At 71.4% G+C, this 18,090-nt stretch carries 15 protein-coding genes; 8 read left to right on the top strand and 7 right to left on the bottom strand.

Translation table 11 applies throughout. The features are described 5' to 3' along the window. The first annotated feature begins 7 nt into the window (after positions 1 to 7). From SMA5143A_RS00145 to SMA5143A_RS00125, 6 genes are all read left to right on the top strand, one after another. Positions 8 to 856, top strand: coding sequence for a glutamate ABC transporter substrate-binding protein (locus tag SMA5143A_RS00145; RefSeq protein WP_181361655.1), 849 nt, complete (start codon positions 8 to 10; stop codon positions 854 to 856). Between the two features lie 121 nt (positions 857 to 977). Next, positions 978 to 1,655, top strand: a complete 678-nt coding sequence (locus SMA5143A_RS00140) for an amino acid ABC transporter permease (protein ID WP_107460764.1) — start codon at positions 978 to 980, stop codon at positions 1,653 to 1,655. Continuing rightward, the gene (locus SMA5143A_RS00135; RefSeq protein ID WP_107460763.1) at positions 1,652 to 2,575 is read left to right on the top strand and encodes an amino acid ABC transporter permease; all 924 of its coding nucleotides are present in this window, start codon (positions 1,652 to 1,654) and stop codon (positions 2,573 to 2,575) included. The genes SMA5143A_RS00140 and SMA5143A_RS00135 overlap by 4 nt, the downstream gene beginning before the upstream one ends. Before the next feature lie 321 nt (positions 2,576 to 2,896). Beyond that, positions 2,897 to 4,588 carry an FAD-dependent monooxygenase gene (locus tag SMA5143A_RS00130; RefSeq protein ID WP_107460762.1) on the top strand — a complete coding sequence of 564 codons (1,692 nt, stop codon included), beginning with the start codon at positions 2,897 to 2,899 and terminating at the stop codon, positions 4,586 to 4,588. A gap of 172 nt (positions 4,589 to 4,760) precedes the next feature. After that, complete coding sequence (locus SMA5143A_RS44655) at positions 4,761 to 4,808, top strand: hypothetical protein (RefSeq protein ID WP_309506048.1); 48 nt, start codon at positions 4,761 to 4,763, stop codon at positions 4,806 to 4,808. A gap of 107 nt (positions 4,809 to 4,915) precedes the next feature. Then, positions 4,916 to 5,464: a cysteine dioxygenase gene (locus SMA5143A_RS00125; protein WP_107460761.1), complete on the top strand. Its 549-nt coding sequence runs from the start codon at positions 4,916 to 4,918 to the stop codon at positions 5,462 to 5,464. 44 nt (positions 5,465 to 5,508) lie between these two features. On the opposite strand, the gene recX is transcribed toward SMA5143A_RS00125, so the two are convergent. From recX to SMA5143A_RS00105, 4 genes are all read right to left on the bottom strand, one after another. Next, positions 5,509 to 6,384, bottom strand: a complete 876-nt coding sequence (gene recX / locus SMA5143A_RS00120) for a recombination regulator RecX (RefSeq protein ID WP_107460760.1) — start codon at positions 6,382 to 6,384, stop codon at positions 5,509 to 5,511. Between the two features lie 3 nt (positions 6,385 to 6,387). After that, complete coding sequence (gene recA / locus SMA5143A_RS00115) at positions 6,388 to 7,512, bottom strand: recombinase RecA (RefSeq protein WP_107460759.1); 1,125 nt, start codon at positions 7,510 to 7,512, stop codon at positions 6,388 to 6,390. 365 nt (positions 7,513 to 7,877) lie between these two features. Further along, complete coding sequence (locus SMA5143A_RS00110; RefSeq protein WP_107460758.1) at positions 7,878 to 9,200, bottom strand: AI-2E family transporter; 1,323 nt, start codon at positions 9,198 to 9,200, stop codon at positions 7,878 to 7,880. Positions 9,201 to 9,397: 197 nt separating this feature from the next. Continuing rightward, the gene (locus tag SMA5143A_RS00105; RefSeq protein ID WP_107460757.1) at positions 9,398 to 9,592 is read right to left on the bottom strand and encodes a DUF3046 domain-containing protein; all 195 of its coding nucleotides are present in this window, start codon (positions 9,590 to 9,592) and stop codon (positions 9,398 to 9,400) included. A gap of 79 nt (positions 9,593 to 9,671) precedes the next feature. On the opposite strand from SMA5143A_RS00105, the gene SMA5143A_RS00100 reads away from it, so the two are divergent. After that, a complete protein-coding gene (locus tag SMA5143A_RS00100) occupies positions 9,672 to 10,616 on the top strand; it encodes a hypothetical protein (protein WP_107460756.1) in 945 nt (314 codons plus the stop codon). A gap of 78 nt (positions 10,617 to 10,694) precedes the next feature. On the opposite strand, the gene SMA5143A_RS00095 is transcribed toward SMA5143A_RS00100, so the two are convergent. Genes SMA5143A_RS00095 through SMA5143A_RS00085 form a run of 3 tightly spaced genes read right to left on the bottom strand, consistent with a single transcriptional unit; the run spans position 10,695 to position 12,825 of the window. Then, positions 10,695 to 11,003 (bottom strand): AzlD domain-containing protein, encoded by a 309-nt coding sequence (locus SMA5143A_RS00095; RefSeq protein WP_099968168.1) that lies wholly within the window; start codon positions 11,001 to 11,003, stop codon positions 10,695 to 10,697. Next, entirely contained in the window at positions 11,000 to 11,821 is an 822-nt protein-coding gene (locus tag SMA5143A_RS00090; RefSeq protein WP_258193178.1) for an AzlC family ABC transporter permease, read from the bottom strand. The genes SMA5143A_RS00095 and SMA5143A_RS00090 overlap by 4 nt, the downstream gene beginning before the upstream one ends. 26 nt (positions 11,822 to 11,847) lie before the next feature. Further along, positions 11,848 to 12,825: an AraC family transcriptional regulator gene (locus tag SMA5143A_RS00085; protein ID WP_107460755.1), complete on the bottom strand. Its 978-nt coding sequence runs from the start codon at positions 12,823 to 12,825 to the stop codon at positions 11,848 to 11,850. 261 nt (positions 12,826 to 13,086) lie between these two features. Between SMA5143A_RS00085 and SMA5143A_RS00080 the strand changes: the two genes are divergently transcribed. After that, positions 13,087 to 18,081, top strand: a complete 4,995-nt coding sequence (locus tag SMA5143A_RS00080) for an ATP-dependent helicase (protein ID WP_107460754.1) — start codon at positions 13,087 to 13,089, stop codon at positions 18,079 to 18,081. Positions 18,082 to 18,090: the final 9 nt, after the last annotated feature.

The raw sequence follows: 18,090 nt of genomic DNA, 5'->3' as shown, positions 1-18,090 counted from the left end.
GTTCACCATGAAGCTTCGCAAGGTCTCCGCCGCAGCGGCCACCGCCCTCGTCCTCGCCCTGACGGCCACCGCCTGCGGCGGCGGCGACAAGGACGACAACGGTTCGGACGGCGGTTCGGGCGGCGGCAAGACGATCAAGATCGGCATCAAGTACGACCAGCCCGGTCTCGGCCTGAAGGAGCCCGACGGCACGTTCTCCGGCTTCGACGTGGACGTGGCCACCTACGTAGCCAAGGAGCTCGGCTACAAGCCGAACCAGATCGAGTTCGTCGAGACCAAGAGCGCCGACCGCGAGAACGCGCTGGCCCGCGGCGACGTCAAGTTCATCGCGGCGACGTACTCGATCAACGACGAGCGCAAGAAGCTCGTCGACTTCGCCGGTCCCTACCTGCTGGCCCACCAGGACCTGCTGGTCAAGGCTGACTCGAAGATCGCCAAGGGTACGGACCTCAACGGCAAGACGCTCTGCTCGGTGACCGGTTCCACCTCGGCGGAGAACGTCAAGAAGGACATCGCTCCGAAGGCCCAGCTGAAGGAGTACGGCGGCTACTCGGAGTGCATCGCCGGTCTGCAGAGCGGTGCCGTGGACGCGGTCACCACCGACGACTCGATCCTCGCGGGCTTCGCCGCCCAGGAGAACTACAAGGGTCAGTTCAAGCTCGCGGGCCTGAAGCTCAGCAACGAGAACTACGGCATCGGTGTCAAGAAGGGCGACACCGCGACCGTGGACAAGATCAACGCCGCCCTGGAGAAGATGGTCAGCGACGGCGCCTGGGAGACCGCGGTCAAGGAGAACTTCGGCCCGGCCAACTACAAGAACGAGCCCGCCCCGAAGATCGGCAACATCGTCCAGTAAGCGGATATCCGCGAGCAGCGCCGAGATCCGCAAGCGCGCCGCCGCCCGCCGCAAGGCTCGGTGAGGGCGGCGGCGCGCCGCGCCTGCCACGTACGCCACACACCCGGAAGCGCGGGAGACAGTGTTCGACTTCCTTTCAAACTACAACGACCCAACCTTCTTGGGTGCGTTCTGGATGACGGTCAAACTCACCGTCTTCTCAGCCATCGGCTCCCTGGTCTGGGGAACCCTGCTGGCCGCGATGCGCGTCAGCCCCGTCCCCCTGATGCGCGGCTTCGGCACCGTCTACGTGAACGTCGTGCGGAACATCCCGCTGACCGTCATCATCGTCTTCACCTCGCTCGGCCTCGCCGACATCTTCCGGGTCACGATGGGCGCGGGCAACGACGTCAAGGCCACGGCCTTTCGGCTCGCCATTCTCGGTTTCGTGGCCTACACAGCGGCATTCGTCTGCGAGGCGCTGCGCTCGGGCATCAACACCGTGCCCGTCGGCCAGGCGGAGGCGGCTCGCGCCATCGGACTGAGTTTCACCCAGGTCCTCGGCCTCATCGTGCTGCCGCAGGCGTTCCGGGCCGTCATCGGACCGCTGGCCAACGTACTGATCGCGCTGACCAAGAACACGACCGTGGCGGCCGCGATCGGCGTCGCGGAGGCCGCCTACCTCATGAAGGGCATGATCGAGAAGGAGGCACAGACGCTGCTCATCGGCGCGATCTTCGCCTTCGGGTTCGTGGTACTGACCCTGCCCACCGGCCTGTTCCTCGGCTGGCTGAGCAAGCGACTGGCGGTGAAGCGATGAGTTCCGTTCTCTACGACGCCCCCGGCCCCCGGGCCAAACGGCGCAACGTCATCCTCACCGTGGTCTTCGTCGTACTGCTGGCCCTCCTCGCGTGGTGGCTCTGGCGGGCGCTGGACAGCAAGAACCAGCTGGAGTGGAAGCTGTGGGAGCCGTTCTTCACCTCCCAGGCCTGGACGACGTACCTGCTGCCCGGTCTCGCCAACACGCTCAAGGCCATGGGGCTCTCCATCGTGATCGCCCTGCCCCTCGGTGCGCTCTTCGGCATCGCGCGCCTCTCCGACCACGTGTGGGTCCGCATCCCGGCCGGTGCGGTGGTCGAGTTCTTCCGGGCCATCCCGGTCCTGCTGCTGATGCTGTTCGCCAACGAGGTCATCGCTCGTTCGTTTGAAGTCACCACCGATCAAAGGCGGTTCTACGCGGTCGTCACCGGTCTGGTGCTGTACAACGCCTCGGTCCTCGCCGAAGTCGTGCGCGCCGGTATCCTCGCCCTCCCCAAGGGCCAGACGGAGGCCGCCCAGGCGATCGGTCTGCGCAAGGGCCAGACGATGTCCTCCATCCTGCTGCCGCAGGCCGTCACGGTGATGCTGCCGGCCATCGTCAGCCAGCTCGTGGTCATCGTGAAGGACACCGCGCTCGGCGGCGTGATGATCGGGTTCACCGAACTGCTCAGCGGACGCGCGACGCTGGCGGCTGTCTACGCCAATCCCGTTCCCAGCTTCGTCGTCGTCGCGATCATCTACATCATCCTGAACTTCATCATCACCAGCTTCGCCGGCTGGCTGGAGCAGCGGCTGCGGCGAGGCAAGAAGTCGACCGGTGCGGTCATCCCGGCCGCCGCTGTCGGTGGCACGACGGCCACCGGCGGGGAAGGCGGCGGCCTTCCCGGCCTCGGCACCTACGTCGACAAGAAGGACACCTGACGCTTGATCAGGTGACATCCGCTCCGGATGCCACCCGAGTCGGGACGAGGGGAGGCAGTGGCATGAACAGCCACTGCCTCCCCTCACGTCCGAGACGGGAGGCGACGACGTCCGGCCTCCCGCTCCCGGGCGGGCGTCGACGCATCACCACAGGCCGACGGCCCTGAGCGATCCGAGTACACCTCGCCCCTCCCCACTTCGCCGTCACTTGACGCAAGCACCGGCAATGGGTTGCATACGTTCTGTGATCGTGCACCCTGCTCCAACTTCTTGTTCACCTACGTCCTCCGGGACGCCGCTGCGGGCAGGGGGCGCCGCGCCGTGGACCCGGTGATCATTGTCGGGGCGGGGCCCGTGGGGCTTGCGCTCGCTCTGGCGTTGGCTCGTCAGGAAGTGCCCTCCGTGGTCCTCGACGAGGGGCCGGGCAAGGACGAGCAGCGGCTCGCGCGAACGGTCGTGCTGCAGGAGGACACGGCCGCTCTGCTGGAACGATTGTCCGGCGTCCCCCTCACGGAAGGGGGATATCGCTGGACCGGATGGCGGTCCATGCGGCGCAAGCAGACGGTGCGTCAGGTCCGGTTCGGGGAGATCGGCCCCGACGAGCCGGACGGCTCCGCCCGGGACGCGGCGAGGGGCCCCCGCGGCGCCGCCGAGGACACCGTCGAGGGCTCCGCCGGCCTCCCCCCGCTCCACATCCCGCAGCACGTCCTGACCACCGCGCTGCGCGACGCGATCGCCGAGGAACGGCTCGTCAAGATCGCTGTGGAAAGCCGTGTGGACGCCATCGAGCAGGAGGCGTCCGGGGTCACGGCTCATACGCGCGGGCCCAAGAGCACCTGGTGGCGGGGCAGTTACCTGGTGGGGTGCGACGGACCGCGTTCCACCGTGCGCAAGCTCCAGGACATCCGCTTCCCGGGCCGTACGGCCGTGGAGCGGCATGCCGTGGCGGCACTGCGCGTGGAACTCCCCTGGCCGGGCGAAGCGTTGCTGCACCGTATGCCGCCCTGGCGGACGTCGGGTCCCTCCGGCGGTGAGGTCACCGCCCGGCCGCTCGACGACGGGGTCTGGCGCCTGGACTGGCTGTTGCCGCCGGGCAAGGATCTCGTCACCCCCGAACTCCTCGTGACCCGCGTCCGGGAGACCCTCGCGGGCTGGTCGGGGGGCGCCACACCGCCGTACGACCTGTTGGACACCGGTGTGCACACCGTTCACCACCGGCTCGCCCGGCGGTGGCGCGTCGGTCGGGTCTTCCTCGCCGGGGACGCCGCCCATCTGCTCGGCGCGCTCGGTACCCAGGGCCTCGACGAAGGGCTGCGCGACGCCGACAACCTCGCCTGGAAACTGGCACTGGCATGGCACCACGGCCCGCACGAGGCACTCCTCAACAGTTACCAGGCGGAGCGCCGCGCGGTCGTCGCCGCCCGGCTGCGCGCCGCCGACCAGGCGTTGCCCCTGCTGCGCGGCGGCAAGGGGCTGCGCTCCTACGTCCCCGGTTCGGGCCGGGGCCACGACGCGCTGCTCGCCGACGGACACCTGGGGCGCGGCCCGCTGGGCGCGCCGGGGGCGTACACCGACTCGCCGCTCATGGCTCCGCCCACCGCCTCCGAGGCCCCCATCGACACGCTTCCGGGTGCGCAGGTCGTCGATGTCCAGGTGACCGCCGAGGACGGCACGTTCGTACCGCTGCGGGACCGGCTGGGACGGGGGGCTCTACTGGTGGTGCTGATCGCGCCGGGTACCGGGGTGTGGGAGCGCAAGCACTGGGTGAGCGCCGGGATCATGCCCCGGCTCGCGGCGGCGGTGTCCGCCCTGCCGCACTCCGCCGAGCTACTGGTGGCCGAGAGCTACCCGGGCGCGGCCGCCCACACCGTGCTCCTCGTACGCCCCGACGGCCACCTCGTCACAGCCCTGAACGGCGTACGCCCAGCCGATCTGTATACCGCGGCGGAGGCGGCCCTGGGCGGGGCGAAGCAGCAGCCCGAGTCCACGGAGGCGACCGCGGCATCGCGTTGAGCCGGTGCGCCAATTACGCCGGGGGGCCGGTGCAGGCTCGTGTCAGGCCGCTTCTCGCGTGACGACCGTCACTGTGTGTCCACATAGTGACGGTCGGTTGACCGGTCCGCACGGTCGTGGTGTACTCCGGACCGTGACCGACACCTCTACGCGCCTGTGGCGGAGGGTCCACATGGACCTCGTCCGCTACGCGGGCTGCGTGTGTCGTCCGTCCTGCTGATTCGCATCTCTCTTCCCCGCGCGCGCCGCCGTTGTGCCGGCGTGCGTTCCCGCGAACCATTCGCCAGGACGGTCCCCGTGTCTGTGTCTCCCGCTGTCTCTTCCTCTGTGCCCTCTGCCTCCGCGACGTCCGCCTCCAGCACCTCCCCTGTTCCAGGTTCCTCCGCTCCCACGCAGGCCGAGCTGCTCGACTTCGCGCGCCGGGCCGCTGCCGACGCCGAGCTGGTCGCCTCGCTTCCGCTCGATCCCGAAGGGCGCACCTGGGTGCGGCTCGAAGGGCCCGGAGGTAGCGAGGCGTGGCTCATCGGGTGGCCGCCCGGCTCCGGAACCGGCTGGCACGATCACGCCGAATCAGTGGGCGCGTTCGTCACCGCCGCGGGTGAGCTGAAGGAGTACTCCCTCGCCGCCCGGCTGCCCACCGACGGCTGGAAGACCCTCGAACTCACCGATGGTGTCGACCGCGAACGCCGGTTGCCCAGCGGCAAGGGCCGTTCCTTCGGCCGCCATCATGTGCACGAGGTGCTCAACGAGTCCGCCGAGGAGCACGCCATCTCGGTGCACGCCTACTACCCGCCTCTGCCCCGCATCCGCCGCTACAGCCGCACGGGCCAGGTGCTGCGTCTCGAGCACGTCGAACGCCCGGAGGACTGGCAGTGAGCGCCCGCGGCCCCAGGTGCTGAGCGATCACCGGCCGCCCTCGCTCAGTACTCCTCCTCCAGCCCCTCCGTGTCCTCGCCCTCCTCCTCAAGCGCCTGTCGGACCACCCGGAGGGCCATCCCCTCGGGGTAGCCCTTACGGGCGAGCATGCCCGCCAGGCGGCGGAGGCGTTTGTCACGGTCGAGGCCCCGGGTGGAGCGCAGCTTGCGGGCCACGAGCTCGCGCGCGGTGGCCTCCTCCTGGTCGGAGTCGAGCTGGGCGACGGCCTCGTCGATGAGGGCGGAGTCGACGCCCTTGGTGCGCAGCTCCCGGGCGAGGGCCCGCCGGGCCAGGCCCCGGCCATGGTGGCGGGACTCCACCCAGGCGTCCGCGAACGCGCTGTCGTTGATCAGCCCGACCTCCTCGAACCGGGACAGCACCTCGTCCGCCACGTCGTCGGGTATCTCGCGCTTGCGCAGGGCGTCGGCGAGTTGCTTGCGGGTCCGCGGGGTCCCGGTGAGCAGGCGCAGGCAGATCGCCCGTGCCCGCTCAGCCGGGTCCCCTGAGGACTCCCCTTTCTCGGCCCTCGACGAGAAAGACGAACCCCCGTCCTGTGGCCCCCCGTCGTCATAGGGATCGCCGGCCGACTCCCCGAAGCCGCGCCGTCGCCCCCCGCGGCCTCGTCGGCCACGTGTCTCGCCGACCGCGCTGTCCGGTGAGACACCGCCGCCACGGTTACCGCCACCACGGCCACGGCCACCGCGCGGCGCGCCGCCCCCGGAGGTTCCGCCCTCCTCCGGGGGGCCGGCGACATGTTCCTCGTCGGCGTCGCCGGCGTACGGTCCGAACTCCTCTGCGGCGGATCCCCCGGTACCCCCACGCCCCCGGCTCTCAGGGGCACTGGGGTATGCGTAGTCGCCCCAGTCCATTCTGCGTGTCACGGACTAGCTCTTGGCCGCCGCGGCCTTGGTCTTGGCGGTCTTGGCAGCGGGGGCCGGCACCGCCTTCGCGTCGTCGGCGGGTGCTGCGGCGGCCGCGGCGTCCGCACTCGGTTCCGCGGCGGGTTCCTCGGGCCGTACACCGACGCCCAGCTTCACCTTGATCTTCTTCTCGATCTCGTTGGCGAGGTCGGGGTTGTCCTTGAGGAAGTTGCGGGCGTTCTCCTTGCCCTGGCCGAGCTGGTCGCCCTCGTACGTGTACCAGGCGCCGGCCTTGCGGACGAAGCCGTGCTCCACGCCCATGTCGATCAGACCGCCCTCGCGGCTGATGCCCTGGCCGTAGAGGATGTCGAACTCGGCCTGCTTGAAGGGCGGCGCGACCTTGTTCTTGACGACCTTGCAGCGGGTGCGGTTGCCGACCGCCTCCGTGCCGTCCTTCAGGGTCTCGATGCGGCGGATGTCGATACGCACCGAGGCGTAGAACTTCAGCGCGCGGCCACCGGTCGTGGTCTCCGGCGAGCCGAACATCACGCCGATCTTCTCGCGGAGCTGGTTGATGAAGATGGCGGTGGTCTTGGACTGGTTGAGCGCGCTGGTGATCTTCCGCAGGGCCTGGCTCATCAGTCGGGCCTGCAGACCCACGTGGCTGTCGCCCATCTCGCCCTCGATCTCCGCGCGCGGGACGAGCGCGGCGACGGAGTCGATGACGATGAGGTCGAGGGCACCGGAGCGGACCAGCATGTCCACGATCTCCAGGGCCTGCTCGCCGTTGTCCGGCTGCGACAGGATCAGGTTGTCGATGTCGACGCCGAGCTTCTTCGCGTACTCGGGGTCGAGGGCATGCTCGGCGTCCACGAACGCGACCTGGCCGCCGGCCTTCTGTGCGTTCGCCACCGCGTGGAGGGTCAGGGTCGTCTTACCGGAGGACTCGGGGCCGTAGATCTCCACCACTCGGCCACGCGGCAGGCCGCCGACACCGAGGGCCACGTCCAGCGCGGTCGACCCGGTCGGGATGACCTCGATGGGCTCCTGCGACCGCTCGCCCATGCGCATGACCGCGCCCTTGCCGAATTGTCGTTCAATCTGTGCGAGCGCGGCGTCGAGCGCCTTCTCGCGGTCGGTTCCTGCCATGGGTTCCACCCGATTTGCTTGAGTCGATCGCTTCACGTGAAAGACGCTAACGCCTGCCACTGACAATGGGCCCCGACGCCCGTCCGGCCTGTGGATAACTCGGGTACTTCTCCACCCAAACCCTGTCGAACTCCCCGTCGAGAGGCTCGCCGGAGCCTCCATAAGAATGGATGTTCGATTTTGGTGTCAAGCGCACCACGCGGTCCCCCAGGGTCTTCCGGAAGGGGGGATTCAGTTCGTCGGCGATGGCGATGGCCACGACCATGGCCGGGCACCCGAGCCGGCCGCCGCGCCCGCGAAGGGGGCGGAGCCAGGCCGCCCGGGCGTCAGTCCCTCGGAGTGCTGCCTTCGGACCCGGTGCTTCCCTAGGGGCCCGTGTCACGGCGCGGCCCCCGCGAACCGTCCTCCCCCTCGGGACCGCCCTCGTCCTGGGGACCGTCTCCCTCCTGCGGCTCGGCCTTCCCTTGCGGCCAGGCCTCCTCCTGCGTGGCGTCGTCCGACGGCCGCTTCGTGCCCCACTTGTGCTCCAGCCGCTCACGCACGCGCGTGAGGACGTCGCTTCCGGAGCCGTCCTCGCCCCGCTCCGTGCGTGGCCGGTTCCGGAGACGGGCGAGGAGGCTTCCGGAGCCGCCTCTGCGGTGGCCGTGGACGCGCGGGTCGTCCGTGACGGCGTACCGCTTCACGTACGCCCCGAGGAACGCCTGGAGGGTGGCGACGGCGGGGATGGCGATGAGCGCGCCGACGGCGCCGAGGAGCGCGGTGCCCGCGACGACCGATCCGAAGGCGACGGCCGGGTGGATGTCCACGGTCTTGGCGGTCAGCTTGGGCTGCAGCACGTAGTTCTCGAACTGCTGGTAGATGACCACGAAGACCAGGACCCACAGCGCGTACCAGGGGTTGACCGTGAAGGCGATCAGCATCGGCAGGGCGCCCGCGAGGTAGGTGCCGATCGTGGGGATGAACTGGGAGACCAGGCCCACCCAGACCGCGAGGGCGGGGGCGTAGGGCACGTTCAGGTACTCCAGCAGGACGTAATGGGCTATGCCGGAAATCATGGCCATCAGACCGCGGGAGTACAGGTAGCCGCCGGTCTTGTCGACGGCGATCTCCCACGCGCGCAGCACCTCGGCCTGCTTGGCGGGCGGCAGCACGGAGCACAGGGCGCGCCGCAGGCGGGGGCCGTCGGCCGCGAAGTAGAACGAGAACAGGCCGATCGTCAGCAGCTGGAAGAGGCCGCCGAGGACCTGCGCGGAGATGTCCAGGACGCCGGTGGCGCTGTTCTGGACGTACCTCTTCAGCCAGTCGGAGCGGAGCAGCCCCTCCTGGATGTCGACGCGCCTCAGCTCGGTGTGGAAGGTGGTGTTGATCCAGCTGATGACCGAGTCGAGGTAGGCCGGGAAGTCCTCGACCATCTTGACGATCTGGCCGGCGAGCATCGAGCCGAGGAGGGTGACGAAGCCCGCGACCGCGATCAGTGTGAACAGGAAGACGAGGAAGGTGGCAAAGCCCCTGCGCAGCCCCTTCGAGGCCATCCAGCTGACCGCGGGCTCGATCGCGAGGGCCAGGAAGAACGCGATGAGGATGTTGACCAACAACCCGATGAGCTGGTGGAACGCCCAACTGCCCAGTTGGAAGACGGCGACCAGCGACAGCGCGAGCACCATGGCGCGCGGCAGCCAGCGCGGCATGCCCGAACTCGGCCTGGTGCCGACCGGGGGCCCGGTGGGCGGCGCCGTACCGGAGGGGGATGCCTGGGGCTCGACCTGCGCGGTCTCGTCTGATGGGGCCACGGAACAAGTCTCGCCCACACCACCGACAATCGGCCCCCGCCCCCCTGCACCTTCCGGCCCCGAGGCGACGAGCACGCGACCGATACGGCAGCTTTTCAGCGGTTCTCGGCCGGAACGCCCATCGTCGTGCACACCACGCGCCACACGTCCTTGGCCTCCCAGCCGGAGTCCAGCGCCTCGTGCACCGTCCGCCCACCGAGTTCGGACATCACATGATCGCGCGCGAAGGTTTCGGCGTACCCCTCACCGAAGTGTTCCGCCATCCGCTGCCAGAAGACCGTCAACCGCATGACTCCAGTATCCCGCCCCAGGGGGTGGGCCGGGCCAGGACGGCCTGCCGATACCGCTTTCCGCCCTACGGTCTGACGCATGGCCGAACCCGGAGCATCCCCCCGCCCCTCATCGCCCCCGGCGCACACCCCGCTCGCCCGCGCCGAGCAGTTCGTCTGGCTGACCGCGCGGGTACTGGAGCAGCGCCGCTTCGCGTACCACTTCCTGGACGGGAGCGCCGACGCGGTGGAGACCGCGCTGGCCGCCTACCGCACCGCCGACGAAGGGTACGGGCACGCGCTCGAACCCGATCTGCGTGGGCCGGTGAGCCAGCCCCTGCACACCGGGCACGCGCTGCGGGTCCTGGACTCGATCGGGCGGTGCGCAGGACAGCTGGTGGAGCGCGTGTGCCGCTATCTGACGTCGGTGTCGAACCCGGACGGCGCCCTGCCCGCCGTGCATCCCGGTCAGCGCGGATATCCGGCGGCCCCGTTCGTGCCGATCGTCGACACCCCGCCCAGTGAGCTGCTGGCCACCGGGCCCGTTGTGGGCTTGCTGCACCGCAACCAGGTGTGGCACGCGTGGCTGTTCCGGGCGACCGACTTCTGCTGGCACGCGGTCGAGACGCTGGAGAAGTCGCACCCGTACGAGGTCCAGGCCGCCGTGGCGTTCCTGGATTCCGTGCCGGACCGTCCGCGCGCGCAGGCGGCCGCCGACCGGCTCGGCCGGCTGGTGCGCGAACAGCGGCTGGCCGTGCTTGATCCCGGGAAGCTGGAGGCGTATCCCGTGGCATCCGGTTATGCGCCGGGCGAGCACCATTTCCCGTTCGACTTCGCGCGTACGCCGGAGTCGCTCGCGCGCGCGTGGTTCACCGACGAGGAGATGTCCCGTTCGCTCGACTTCCTGGGGAGCGAGCAGCGCGAAGACGGCGGGTGGCCGATCCGCTGGCGCCAGTGGGCCCCGGGAACCGCCCTGGAGAGCCGCCCGATCGTGACGATCGAGGCACTGCGCACCCTGCGCGCGTACGAGCGGTCGATCGGCTGAGGGGTGCGGGCATGAACGTACGCGCGCGTACGGCCATGCCCGTGTACACGCGCGTACGCGCACGCGTACCTCTGTCTCTCAGCCTGTGATCGCCCGCACCCCCGCCGTCACGATCACCGCCGCTGCCACCACGAGCAGGAAGGGCGCGCGCAGGAGGAGCGCGACGGCGGCCGCGGCGACTCCCGCTGCCCTCGCGTCCAGCACGAGCGCACGCCCGTCGGCGAAGGTCTGCTGCGCCGTGAGGGCGGCGAGCAGCGCGACGGGGAGGAGGGCGGCCAGGCGTTGGACGAGCGGGCGTTCCAGGACGCCCTCGGGGACCAGCAGACCGATGAGCTTGACGGCGTAGCAGCCGACGGCGGTCACGGCGATCGCGATCCAGACGTTCATCGGTCCTCCTCCTGTGGGCCGTACTGGTCGCGCTGCGGATCGTGGGGGTCGTGTGAGTCGTTCACCGCACGGTCGCCGGTCGCACGGTTGCCGGTCGCCCGGTCGCCGGTCTTGCGGCGCCCCTCCGCCCAGAGGACGAGGGGAGCGGCCGCCGCGGCCACGAGCACCGGCACCCCTGCGGGCAGGACGGGCAGCAGCCCCAGGCCGAGGAGGACCGCGACGCCGGCCACGGCCCTTTCCCTGGTGGTCTTGAGCATGGGCGCGAGGAGCGCCAGGAAGACGGCGGGCCCGGCCGCGTCCAGCCCCCATGCCTCGGTGTCGCCGATGGCCTCCGCGCCGAGCGCGCCGAGGAGCGTGGTGAGGTTCCACAGCAGATACAGGCTCAGACCGGTGACGGTGAAGCCGATCCGGGCGGCCCGGCGCGTGGGCTGGGCGAGCGCGACGACCGTGGTCTCGTCGATCACCCACTGCGCGGCGAACGGCCGCACCGCGCGCGGGAGGGCCAGCAACTGAGACAGACGCAGCCCGTAGAACGCGTTGCGCACCCCCAGGAAGAAGGCCCCGGCCGCCGCCGTGAACGGATTGCCACCGGCCGCGAGCGCGCCCACCAGGGCGAACTGGGAGGCACCGGTGAACACCAGAAGGCTCAACGCACAGGTCTGCGGCAGGCTGAGCCCGCTGCCGGCCGAGGTCACCCCGAAGGCGAACCCGGACAGTCCGACGGCGACCCCGACCGCCAGGGCGTCCCGGACCACGGCCCGATCGGGCTTGACGCCCCCTGTGTCGTGCGTGCCCGCGAAAGCTGTCTGTTCTGCCACACCTCGGACGGTAGGACCATCAGCACTCAGGAATCTTGTACGTTCTTGCGCCCGCGTCCGCCGCGCTGGGTCTCCCGGTCGTGTCCGGTGCTCCTGTCGCCCTTGTGTTCCCTAACGTCCTTGGGTTCCCCACCGCGCCCGTGTGCCCTGCCCTCGTTGCGTCCCCGCAGGTCGTCGGGGCCGCCTCTGCGTTCCCGCTGGTACGCGCCCGGGGGGACGCCCACGATCCGGCTGAAGTGACGGTTGAGGTGCGGCTGGTCCGTGAAGCCGACGGCGACGGCCGCCTCGGCGGGGGCCGTGCCCGCGTCCAACAAGGCCCTGGCCCGACGGACGCGGGCGTCGGTCAGCCAGGTGTGCGGGGGCATGCCGTACGCGGCGCGGAAGGCCCGCAGGAGGGCGAACGGGCTGGTGCCGAGATCCGCGGCGAGTCGCTCCAAGGTGGGCGGGTCGGCCATCCGCTCCTGGAGCACCGCACGCGCGCGTGCCGCCGCCGAGGAACCGGCAGCGCGGGCGGTACGGCGGGGCAGTGGGCCGCCGTTGAGGCGCAGCAGCCGGGTCACGGCGACGCGGAGCAGGGTGTCGGCGACGAGCGCGTTGCCCTCGTCGGCGGCCCGCAGCACCTGGTGGACCAGACCGACGGCGTAGGGATCGAAGAGTACGGGGCTGGTGAAGCCAGGGGTGCCGCGGATCACGGTGGTCTCGGCGGCTATCTCGGCCACGACGTCCGGCGACGGGTAGACCGCGCCGTACCGCCAGCCCTCGGGTCCGCCCGCCCGGCCCGTGTGGGGGGTGTCGGGGTTGACCAGGGCCAGCATGCCCGGGCCCGCGTACCGGTCGGCACCGCCGTGATGGAAGACATCGACCCCGTCGGCGATGGCGGCGATCACGAAGTTCTCGTGGGTGTGCCGGACGAACCTCTTTTGCACGTATCTGGCCCGCAGCAGGTCGACACCGGGCAGCTCCTCGTAGTGCCAGTGCCGTGCCCGCTCCGTCGAACCCGCCATGCCTCCATTCTGCGTCCTTCGACGACCGGCCCCTGTCGACATGTGCAGGTCAGGCGGGGGGGGGGCGGCCCGGCCCGCTCACGAGGTGAACAGGGAATCACTCACCTCGTCACCCCCTCGCCTCTTCGTCCCCTGACCCCTTCGCCCCTTCGCCCCCTCGTCCCTTCGCCCCGCGCCCGGCCGACACCGTTCACCCGCCCTGCCGGGCCGCCGTCTCCGCAGGTCACGGCCGTTGTCAGTGGGCGGGTGCAGGATGGGGGCATGGTCAGCTCCGCAGATCGAGCCCTCGACGGCTTCTCCCCCGCGACCCGCGGCTGGTTCACGGGGGCCTTCTCCGCGCCCACCGCGGCCCAGGCCGGGGCGTGGCGGGCGATCGGCGAGGGCTCGGACGTGCTGGTGGTCGCCCCGACCGGCTCCGGCAAGACGCTGGCCGCGTTCCTCGCCGCGTTGGACCAGCTGACGTCGACCCCGCCCCCGGCGGACCCGAGGCAGCGCTGCCGGGTGCTGTACGTGTCACCGCTGAAGGCCCTCGCGGTGGACGTGGAGCGGAACCTGCGCAGTCCGCTGACCGGTATCCGCCAGGAGTCCGTCCGCCTGGGCCTGCCCGAGCCCGAGGTGAAGGTGGGCATCCGCTCGGGCGACACCCCGGCCGCCGAGCGCCGTGCCCTGGCCACCCGTCCGCCCGACATCCTCATCACCACCCCCGAGTCGCTGTTCCTCATGCTGACGTCGGCCACGCGCGACGCGCTGACGGGCGTGGAGACGGTGATCCTCGACGAGGTGCACGCGGTCGCGGGCACCAAGCGCGGCGCGCATCTCGCGCTCTCCCTGGAGCGGCTCGACGAGCTGTTGCCGAAGCCCGCGCGCCGCATCGGCCTGTCCGCCACCGTGCGTCCCGTCGACGAGGTGGCGCGCTATCTCTCCCCGCGCCGCAGGGTGGAGATCGTCCAACCCCCGTCCGGCAAGGAGTTCGACCTCTCCGTGGTCGTCCCGGTCGAGGATCTGGGCGAGCTGGGCGGCTCCCCGGTGGCGGACGGCAACGAGGGGGCGGAACGCCCGTCGATCTGGCCCCATGTCGAGGAGCGGATCGCCGACCTGGTCCAGGCGCACCGCTCCACGATCGTGTTCGCCAACTCCCGCCGTCTCGCGGAGCGCCTGTGCAACCGGCTGAACGAGATCGCGTACGAGCGGGCCACCGGTGAGCCCTTGGACGAACACCACGCCCCGGCCGAGCTGATGGGCGGATCAGGTGCCGCTCAGGGAGCTCCCCCGGTCCTCGCCCGCGCCCACCACGGCTCGGTCTCCAAGGAACAGCGTGCCCTGGTCGAGGAGGACCTCAAGGCGGGTCGGCTGCCGGCCGTGGTCGCCACGTCCAGTCTCGAACTGGGCATCGACATGGGTGCCGTGGACCTCGTGGTCCAGGTGGAGTCGCCGCCGTCGGTCGCGTCCGGGCTGCAGCGTGTGGGACGCGCGGGACACCAGGTGGGAGCGGTTTCCACGGGCGTGGTCTTCCCCAAGTACCGCGGTGACCTGGTGCAGGCGGCCGTGGTCACGGAGCGGATGCGCACCGGTTCCATCGAATCCCTGAGGGTTCCGGGCAATCCCCTGGACGTGCTGGCGCAGCAGCTCGTCGCCATGACGTCGATGGACACCTGGCAGGTCGACGACCTGCTCGCCATGGTCCGGCGGGCCGCGCCCTTCGCCTCGCTCCCCGAGTCGGCGTTCACGGCGGTCCTCGACATGCTCGCCGGCCGCTATCCGTCCGACGCCTTCGCGGAACTGCGCCCGCGCGTGGTGTGGGACCGGGTCACCGGCACCGTCACCGGCCGCCCCGGCGCCCAGCGCCTCGCGGTCACCTCCGGGGGCACCATCCCGGACCGCGGCCTCTTCGGGGTCTTCCTCGCCGGCTCCGACCCCAAGAAGGGCGGCGGCCGGGTCGGGGAGCTGGACGAGGAGATGGTGTACGAGTCGCGCGTCGGCGACGTCTTCACGCTGGGCACCAGCTCGTGGCGTATCGAGGACATCACACGCGACCGGGTTCTGGTCTCCCCCGCACCGGGTGTTCCGGGCCGTCTGCCGTTCTGGAAGGGCGACCAGCTCGGCCGCCCGCTCGAACTGGGCCGCGCGGTGGGCGCGTTCCTGCGCGAGGTGGGCTCCCTGTCCCAGGAGGACGCCCGCCTGCGCATGCTGGCCGCCGGCCTCGACGCCTGGGCCGCGGACAACGTCCTCTCCTACCTCGCCGAGCAACGCGAGGCGTGCGGCCATGTCCCGGACGACCGCACGATCGTCGTCGAGCGCTTCCGGGACGAACTGGGCGACTGGCGGGTCGTCGTCCACTCGCCCTTCGGAGCCCAGGTCCACGCGCCGTGGGCACTCGCCCTCGGGGCCCGCCTGTCCGAGCGGTACGGCATGGACGCCCAGGTCATGCACGCCGACGACGGCATCGTGCTGCGGCTGCCGGACGCCGACCTCATGGGCCTGGACCTCCTCGACATGGAGCCCACGAAGGCCGGCACGGAGTACGACGCCGAGCAGGCGCCGGTCGGCGCGGGGGATGTCGCCTTCGACAAGGGCGAGGTCGACCAGATCGTCACCGACCAGGTGGGCGGCTCGGCACTGTTCGCGTCGCGCTTCCGCGAGTGCGCCGCCCGCGCGCTCCTGCTGCCCCGCCGCAACCCCGGCAGGCGCACCCCGCTGTGGCAGCAGCGGCAGCGGGCGGCCCAGCTGCTCCAGGTGGCGAGCGAGTTCGGCTCGTTCCCGATCGTCCTGGAAGCGGTCCGTGAATGCCTCCAGGACGTCTTCGACGTGCCCGGTCTCGCCGAACTGATGGGTGACATCGAGTCCCGCAAGGTCCGCCTCGTCGAGGTCACCACCCCGGAGCCGTCGCCGTTCGCCCGCTCGCTCCTCTTCGGCTATGTGGCCCAGTTCCTGTACGAGGGCGACTCGCCGCTCGCCGAGCGCCGCGCCGCCGCCCTGTCGCTGGACTCGCGACTGCTGGCGGAGCTGCTGGGCCAGGCGGAGTTGCGCGAGCTGCTCGACGCCGAGGTGCTGACCGAGCTGGAGCAGGAGCTCCAGTGGCTCACGGAGGACCGGCGGGTCAAGGACGTGGAGGGCGTCGCGGATCTGCTCCGTCTGCTCGGGCCGCTGCAGGACGCCGAGTTGGCGGAGCGAGGTGCGGAGCCGCAGTGGGCGCGGGAGCTGGCCGGGGCCCGGCGTGCCATCCGGGTCCGGATCGCGGGCACCGACCACTGGGCCGCGATCGAGGACGCCGGCCGCCTGCGGGACGCGCTCGGCACGGCTCTGCCCGTCGGTGTGCCGGAGGCGTTCACCGAACCGGTCAAGGACCCGCTCGGCGACCTCCTCGCCCGGTACGCGCGCACTCATGGCCCGTTCACCTCGGCCACGGCGGCCGCCCGGTTCGGCCTCGGTGTGGCCGTCACGGAAGGCGCCCTGCACCGGCTCGCCGCGAACGGCCGGGTCGTGCAGGGCGAGTTCCACCCGGCGGGCATCGGCCAGGAATGGTGCGACGCGGCCGTGCTGCGCCGACTGCGCCGCCGTTCCCTCGCCGCGTTGCGGCACGAACTGGAGCCGGTTCCGCCCGCCGCGCTCGCCCAGTTCCTGCCCCAGTGGCAGCACGTGGGCGGCGGACACGGGCTGCGCGGCATCGACGGCCTGGTGCGGGCGGTCGAACAGTTGCAGGGCGCCTCCGTGCCCGCGTCCGCCCTGGAGAAGCTGGTCCTGCCGTCCCGGGTCGCCCAGTACACCCCCGCGATGCTCGACGAGCTGACGGCCGCGGGAGAGGTCGTGTGGGCGGGCGCGGGTGCCCTCCCCGGCAAGGACGGCTGGGTCTCGCTGTACCTGGCGGACACGGCCCCGCTGCTCCTCCCGCCCCCGCACCCGCTGGAGCTGACCGCACTCCACCAGTCCGTCCTGGACGCCCTGTCCGGCGGCTACGGCCTGTTCTTCCGTCAGATCGCCGACCAGGTCCGCGCCACGACCCATCCCGACGCCACCGATCCCCAACTGGCCGACGCCATCTGGGACCTGGCCTGGTCGGGCCGCCTCACCAACGACACACTCACCCCCATGCGCTCCCTGCTCGGTTCGGGCCGCACAGCGGGTTCCACGGCCCACCGCGCCAAGCGCACCGTCCCGCGAGGCCGCTACGGCTCCCTGACCGCCGCGGCACGCACCCAGTCCCGTACGGGGCCGCCCACGGTCGCGGGCCGCTGGTCCCTGCTCCCCGCCCATGAACCCGACGCCACCGTCCGCGCCCACGCCGTCGCCCGCACGCTTCTCGACCGGCACGGCGTGGTCACCCGGGGTGCCGTCTCCGCCGAAGGCGTCGAGGGCGGGTTCTCGGCTGCGTACCGCGTCCTGTCCGTGTTCGAGGAGAGCGGCCAGGCCCGCCGCGGCTACGTGGTCGAGGGACTCGGCGCGGCCCAGTTCGCCATGGACGGCGCGGTGGACCGTCTGCGCGCGGTGGCCAACGCCCGCGAGAGGGGCGAGACCGCCCCGGGCATGGACCCGAACGGCCACGCCCAGGCCCCTGCCCCGACACCCGGCTCCCCCACCAGCTCCGGCGACCTGGACCTCCCCGACTGGCTCACCGACGACGCCTCCCCCGCCATGGACGAAACCTTCGGGACCGCGACGCCCCCCACCGGGACGGCCCCCTCCGAGTCCACGCCACCCCCGAACTGGCCCTCCGGTTTCCCGTCGTCCGACGGCCATGACGGCCATGACGACCATGACGGCTACGGCGGCAAGAGCGGTCACAGCGGCTACGGCGGCTACGGCCTCCAAGGACCTCCGGGTGCCCGAGGCCGGAACGGCCCACCGAACCGCTCCCGCACCACCCCCACCAACCGAGCCGTGGTCCTGGCCGCCGCCGACCCCGCCAACGCCTACGGGGCCGCCCTCTCCTGGCCCGACCCGCCCACCGAAGCCGGGCACAAACCGGGCCGCAAGGCGGGGTCGCTGGTCGTCCTGGTCGACGGCGAGCTCACCCTCTACATGGAACGCGGTGGCAAGACCCTCCTGGCCTGGCCCGCCGACCCGGACGCCAGACCCCAGGACGACCCACGCCTCCGCCCGGCAGCCGAGGCCCTGGCCGCCGCCGCCCGCGCCGGCTCCCTCGGCACGGTCACCGTGGAACGCGTCAACGGCGCCTCCGCCCTCACCTCCCCCCACGGCCCCCTCCTGGAAGGAGCAGGCTTCATCGCGACCCCCCGCGGCCTACGCATCCGTGCCTGAGCCACCACG

It is taken from the genome of Streptomyces sp. MA5143a (assembly GCF_900290235.1).
Lineage (GTDB): Bacteria > Actinomycetota > Actinomycetes > Streptomycetales > Streptomycetaceae > Streptomyces.
This window is presented reverse-complemented; position numbering and strand designations above follow the sequence as displayed.

Bases quoted from the DNA above. Each gene is read 5' to 3' on its own strand.
- SMA5143A_RS00145 (WP_181361655.1), top strand. From the start codon at position 8: ATGAAGCTTCGCAAGGTCTCCGCCGCAGCGGCCACCGCCCTCGTCCTC.
- SMA5143A_RS00100 (WP_107460756.1), top strand. From the start codon at position 9,672: ATGGCCGAACCCGGAGCATCCCCCCGCCCCTCATCGCCCCCGGCGCAC.
- recA (WP_107460759.1), bottom strand. From the start codon at position 7,512: ATGGCAGGAACCGACCGCGAGAAGGCGCTCGACGCCGCGCTCGCACAG.
- SMA5143A_RS00105 (WP_107460757.1), bottom strand. From the start codon at position 9,592: ATGCGGTTGACGGTCTTCTGGCAGCGGATGGCGGAACACTTCGGTGAG.
- SMA5143A_RS00095 (WP_099968168.1), bottom strand. From the start codon at position 11,003: ATGAACGTCTGGATCGCGATCGCCGTGACCGCCGTCGGCTGCTACGCC.
- SMA5143A_RS00085 (WP_107460755.1), bottom strand. From the start codon at position 12,825: ATGGCGGGTTCGACGGAGCGGGCACGGCACTGGCACTACGAGGAGCTG.
- SMA5143A_RS00110 (WP_107460758.1), bottom strand. From the start codon at position 9,200: ATGCCGCGCTGGCTGCCGCGCGCCATGGTGCTCGCGCTGTCGCTGGTC.
- SMA5143A_RS00080 (WP_107460754.1), top strand. From the start codon at position 13,087: ATGGTCAGCTCCGCAGATCGAGCCCTCGACGGCTTCTCCCCCGCGACC.
- SMA5143A_RS00135 (WP_107460763.1), top strand. From the start codon at position 1,652: ATGAGTTCCGTTCTCTACGACGCCCCCGGCCCCCGGGCCAAACGGCGC.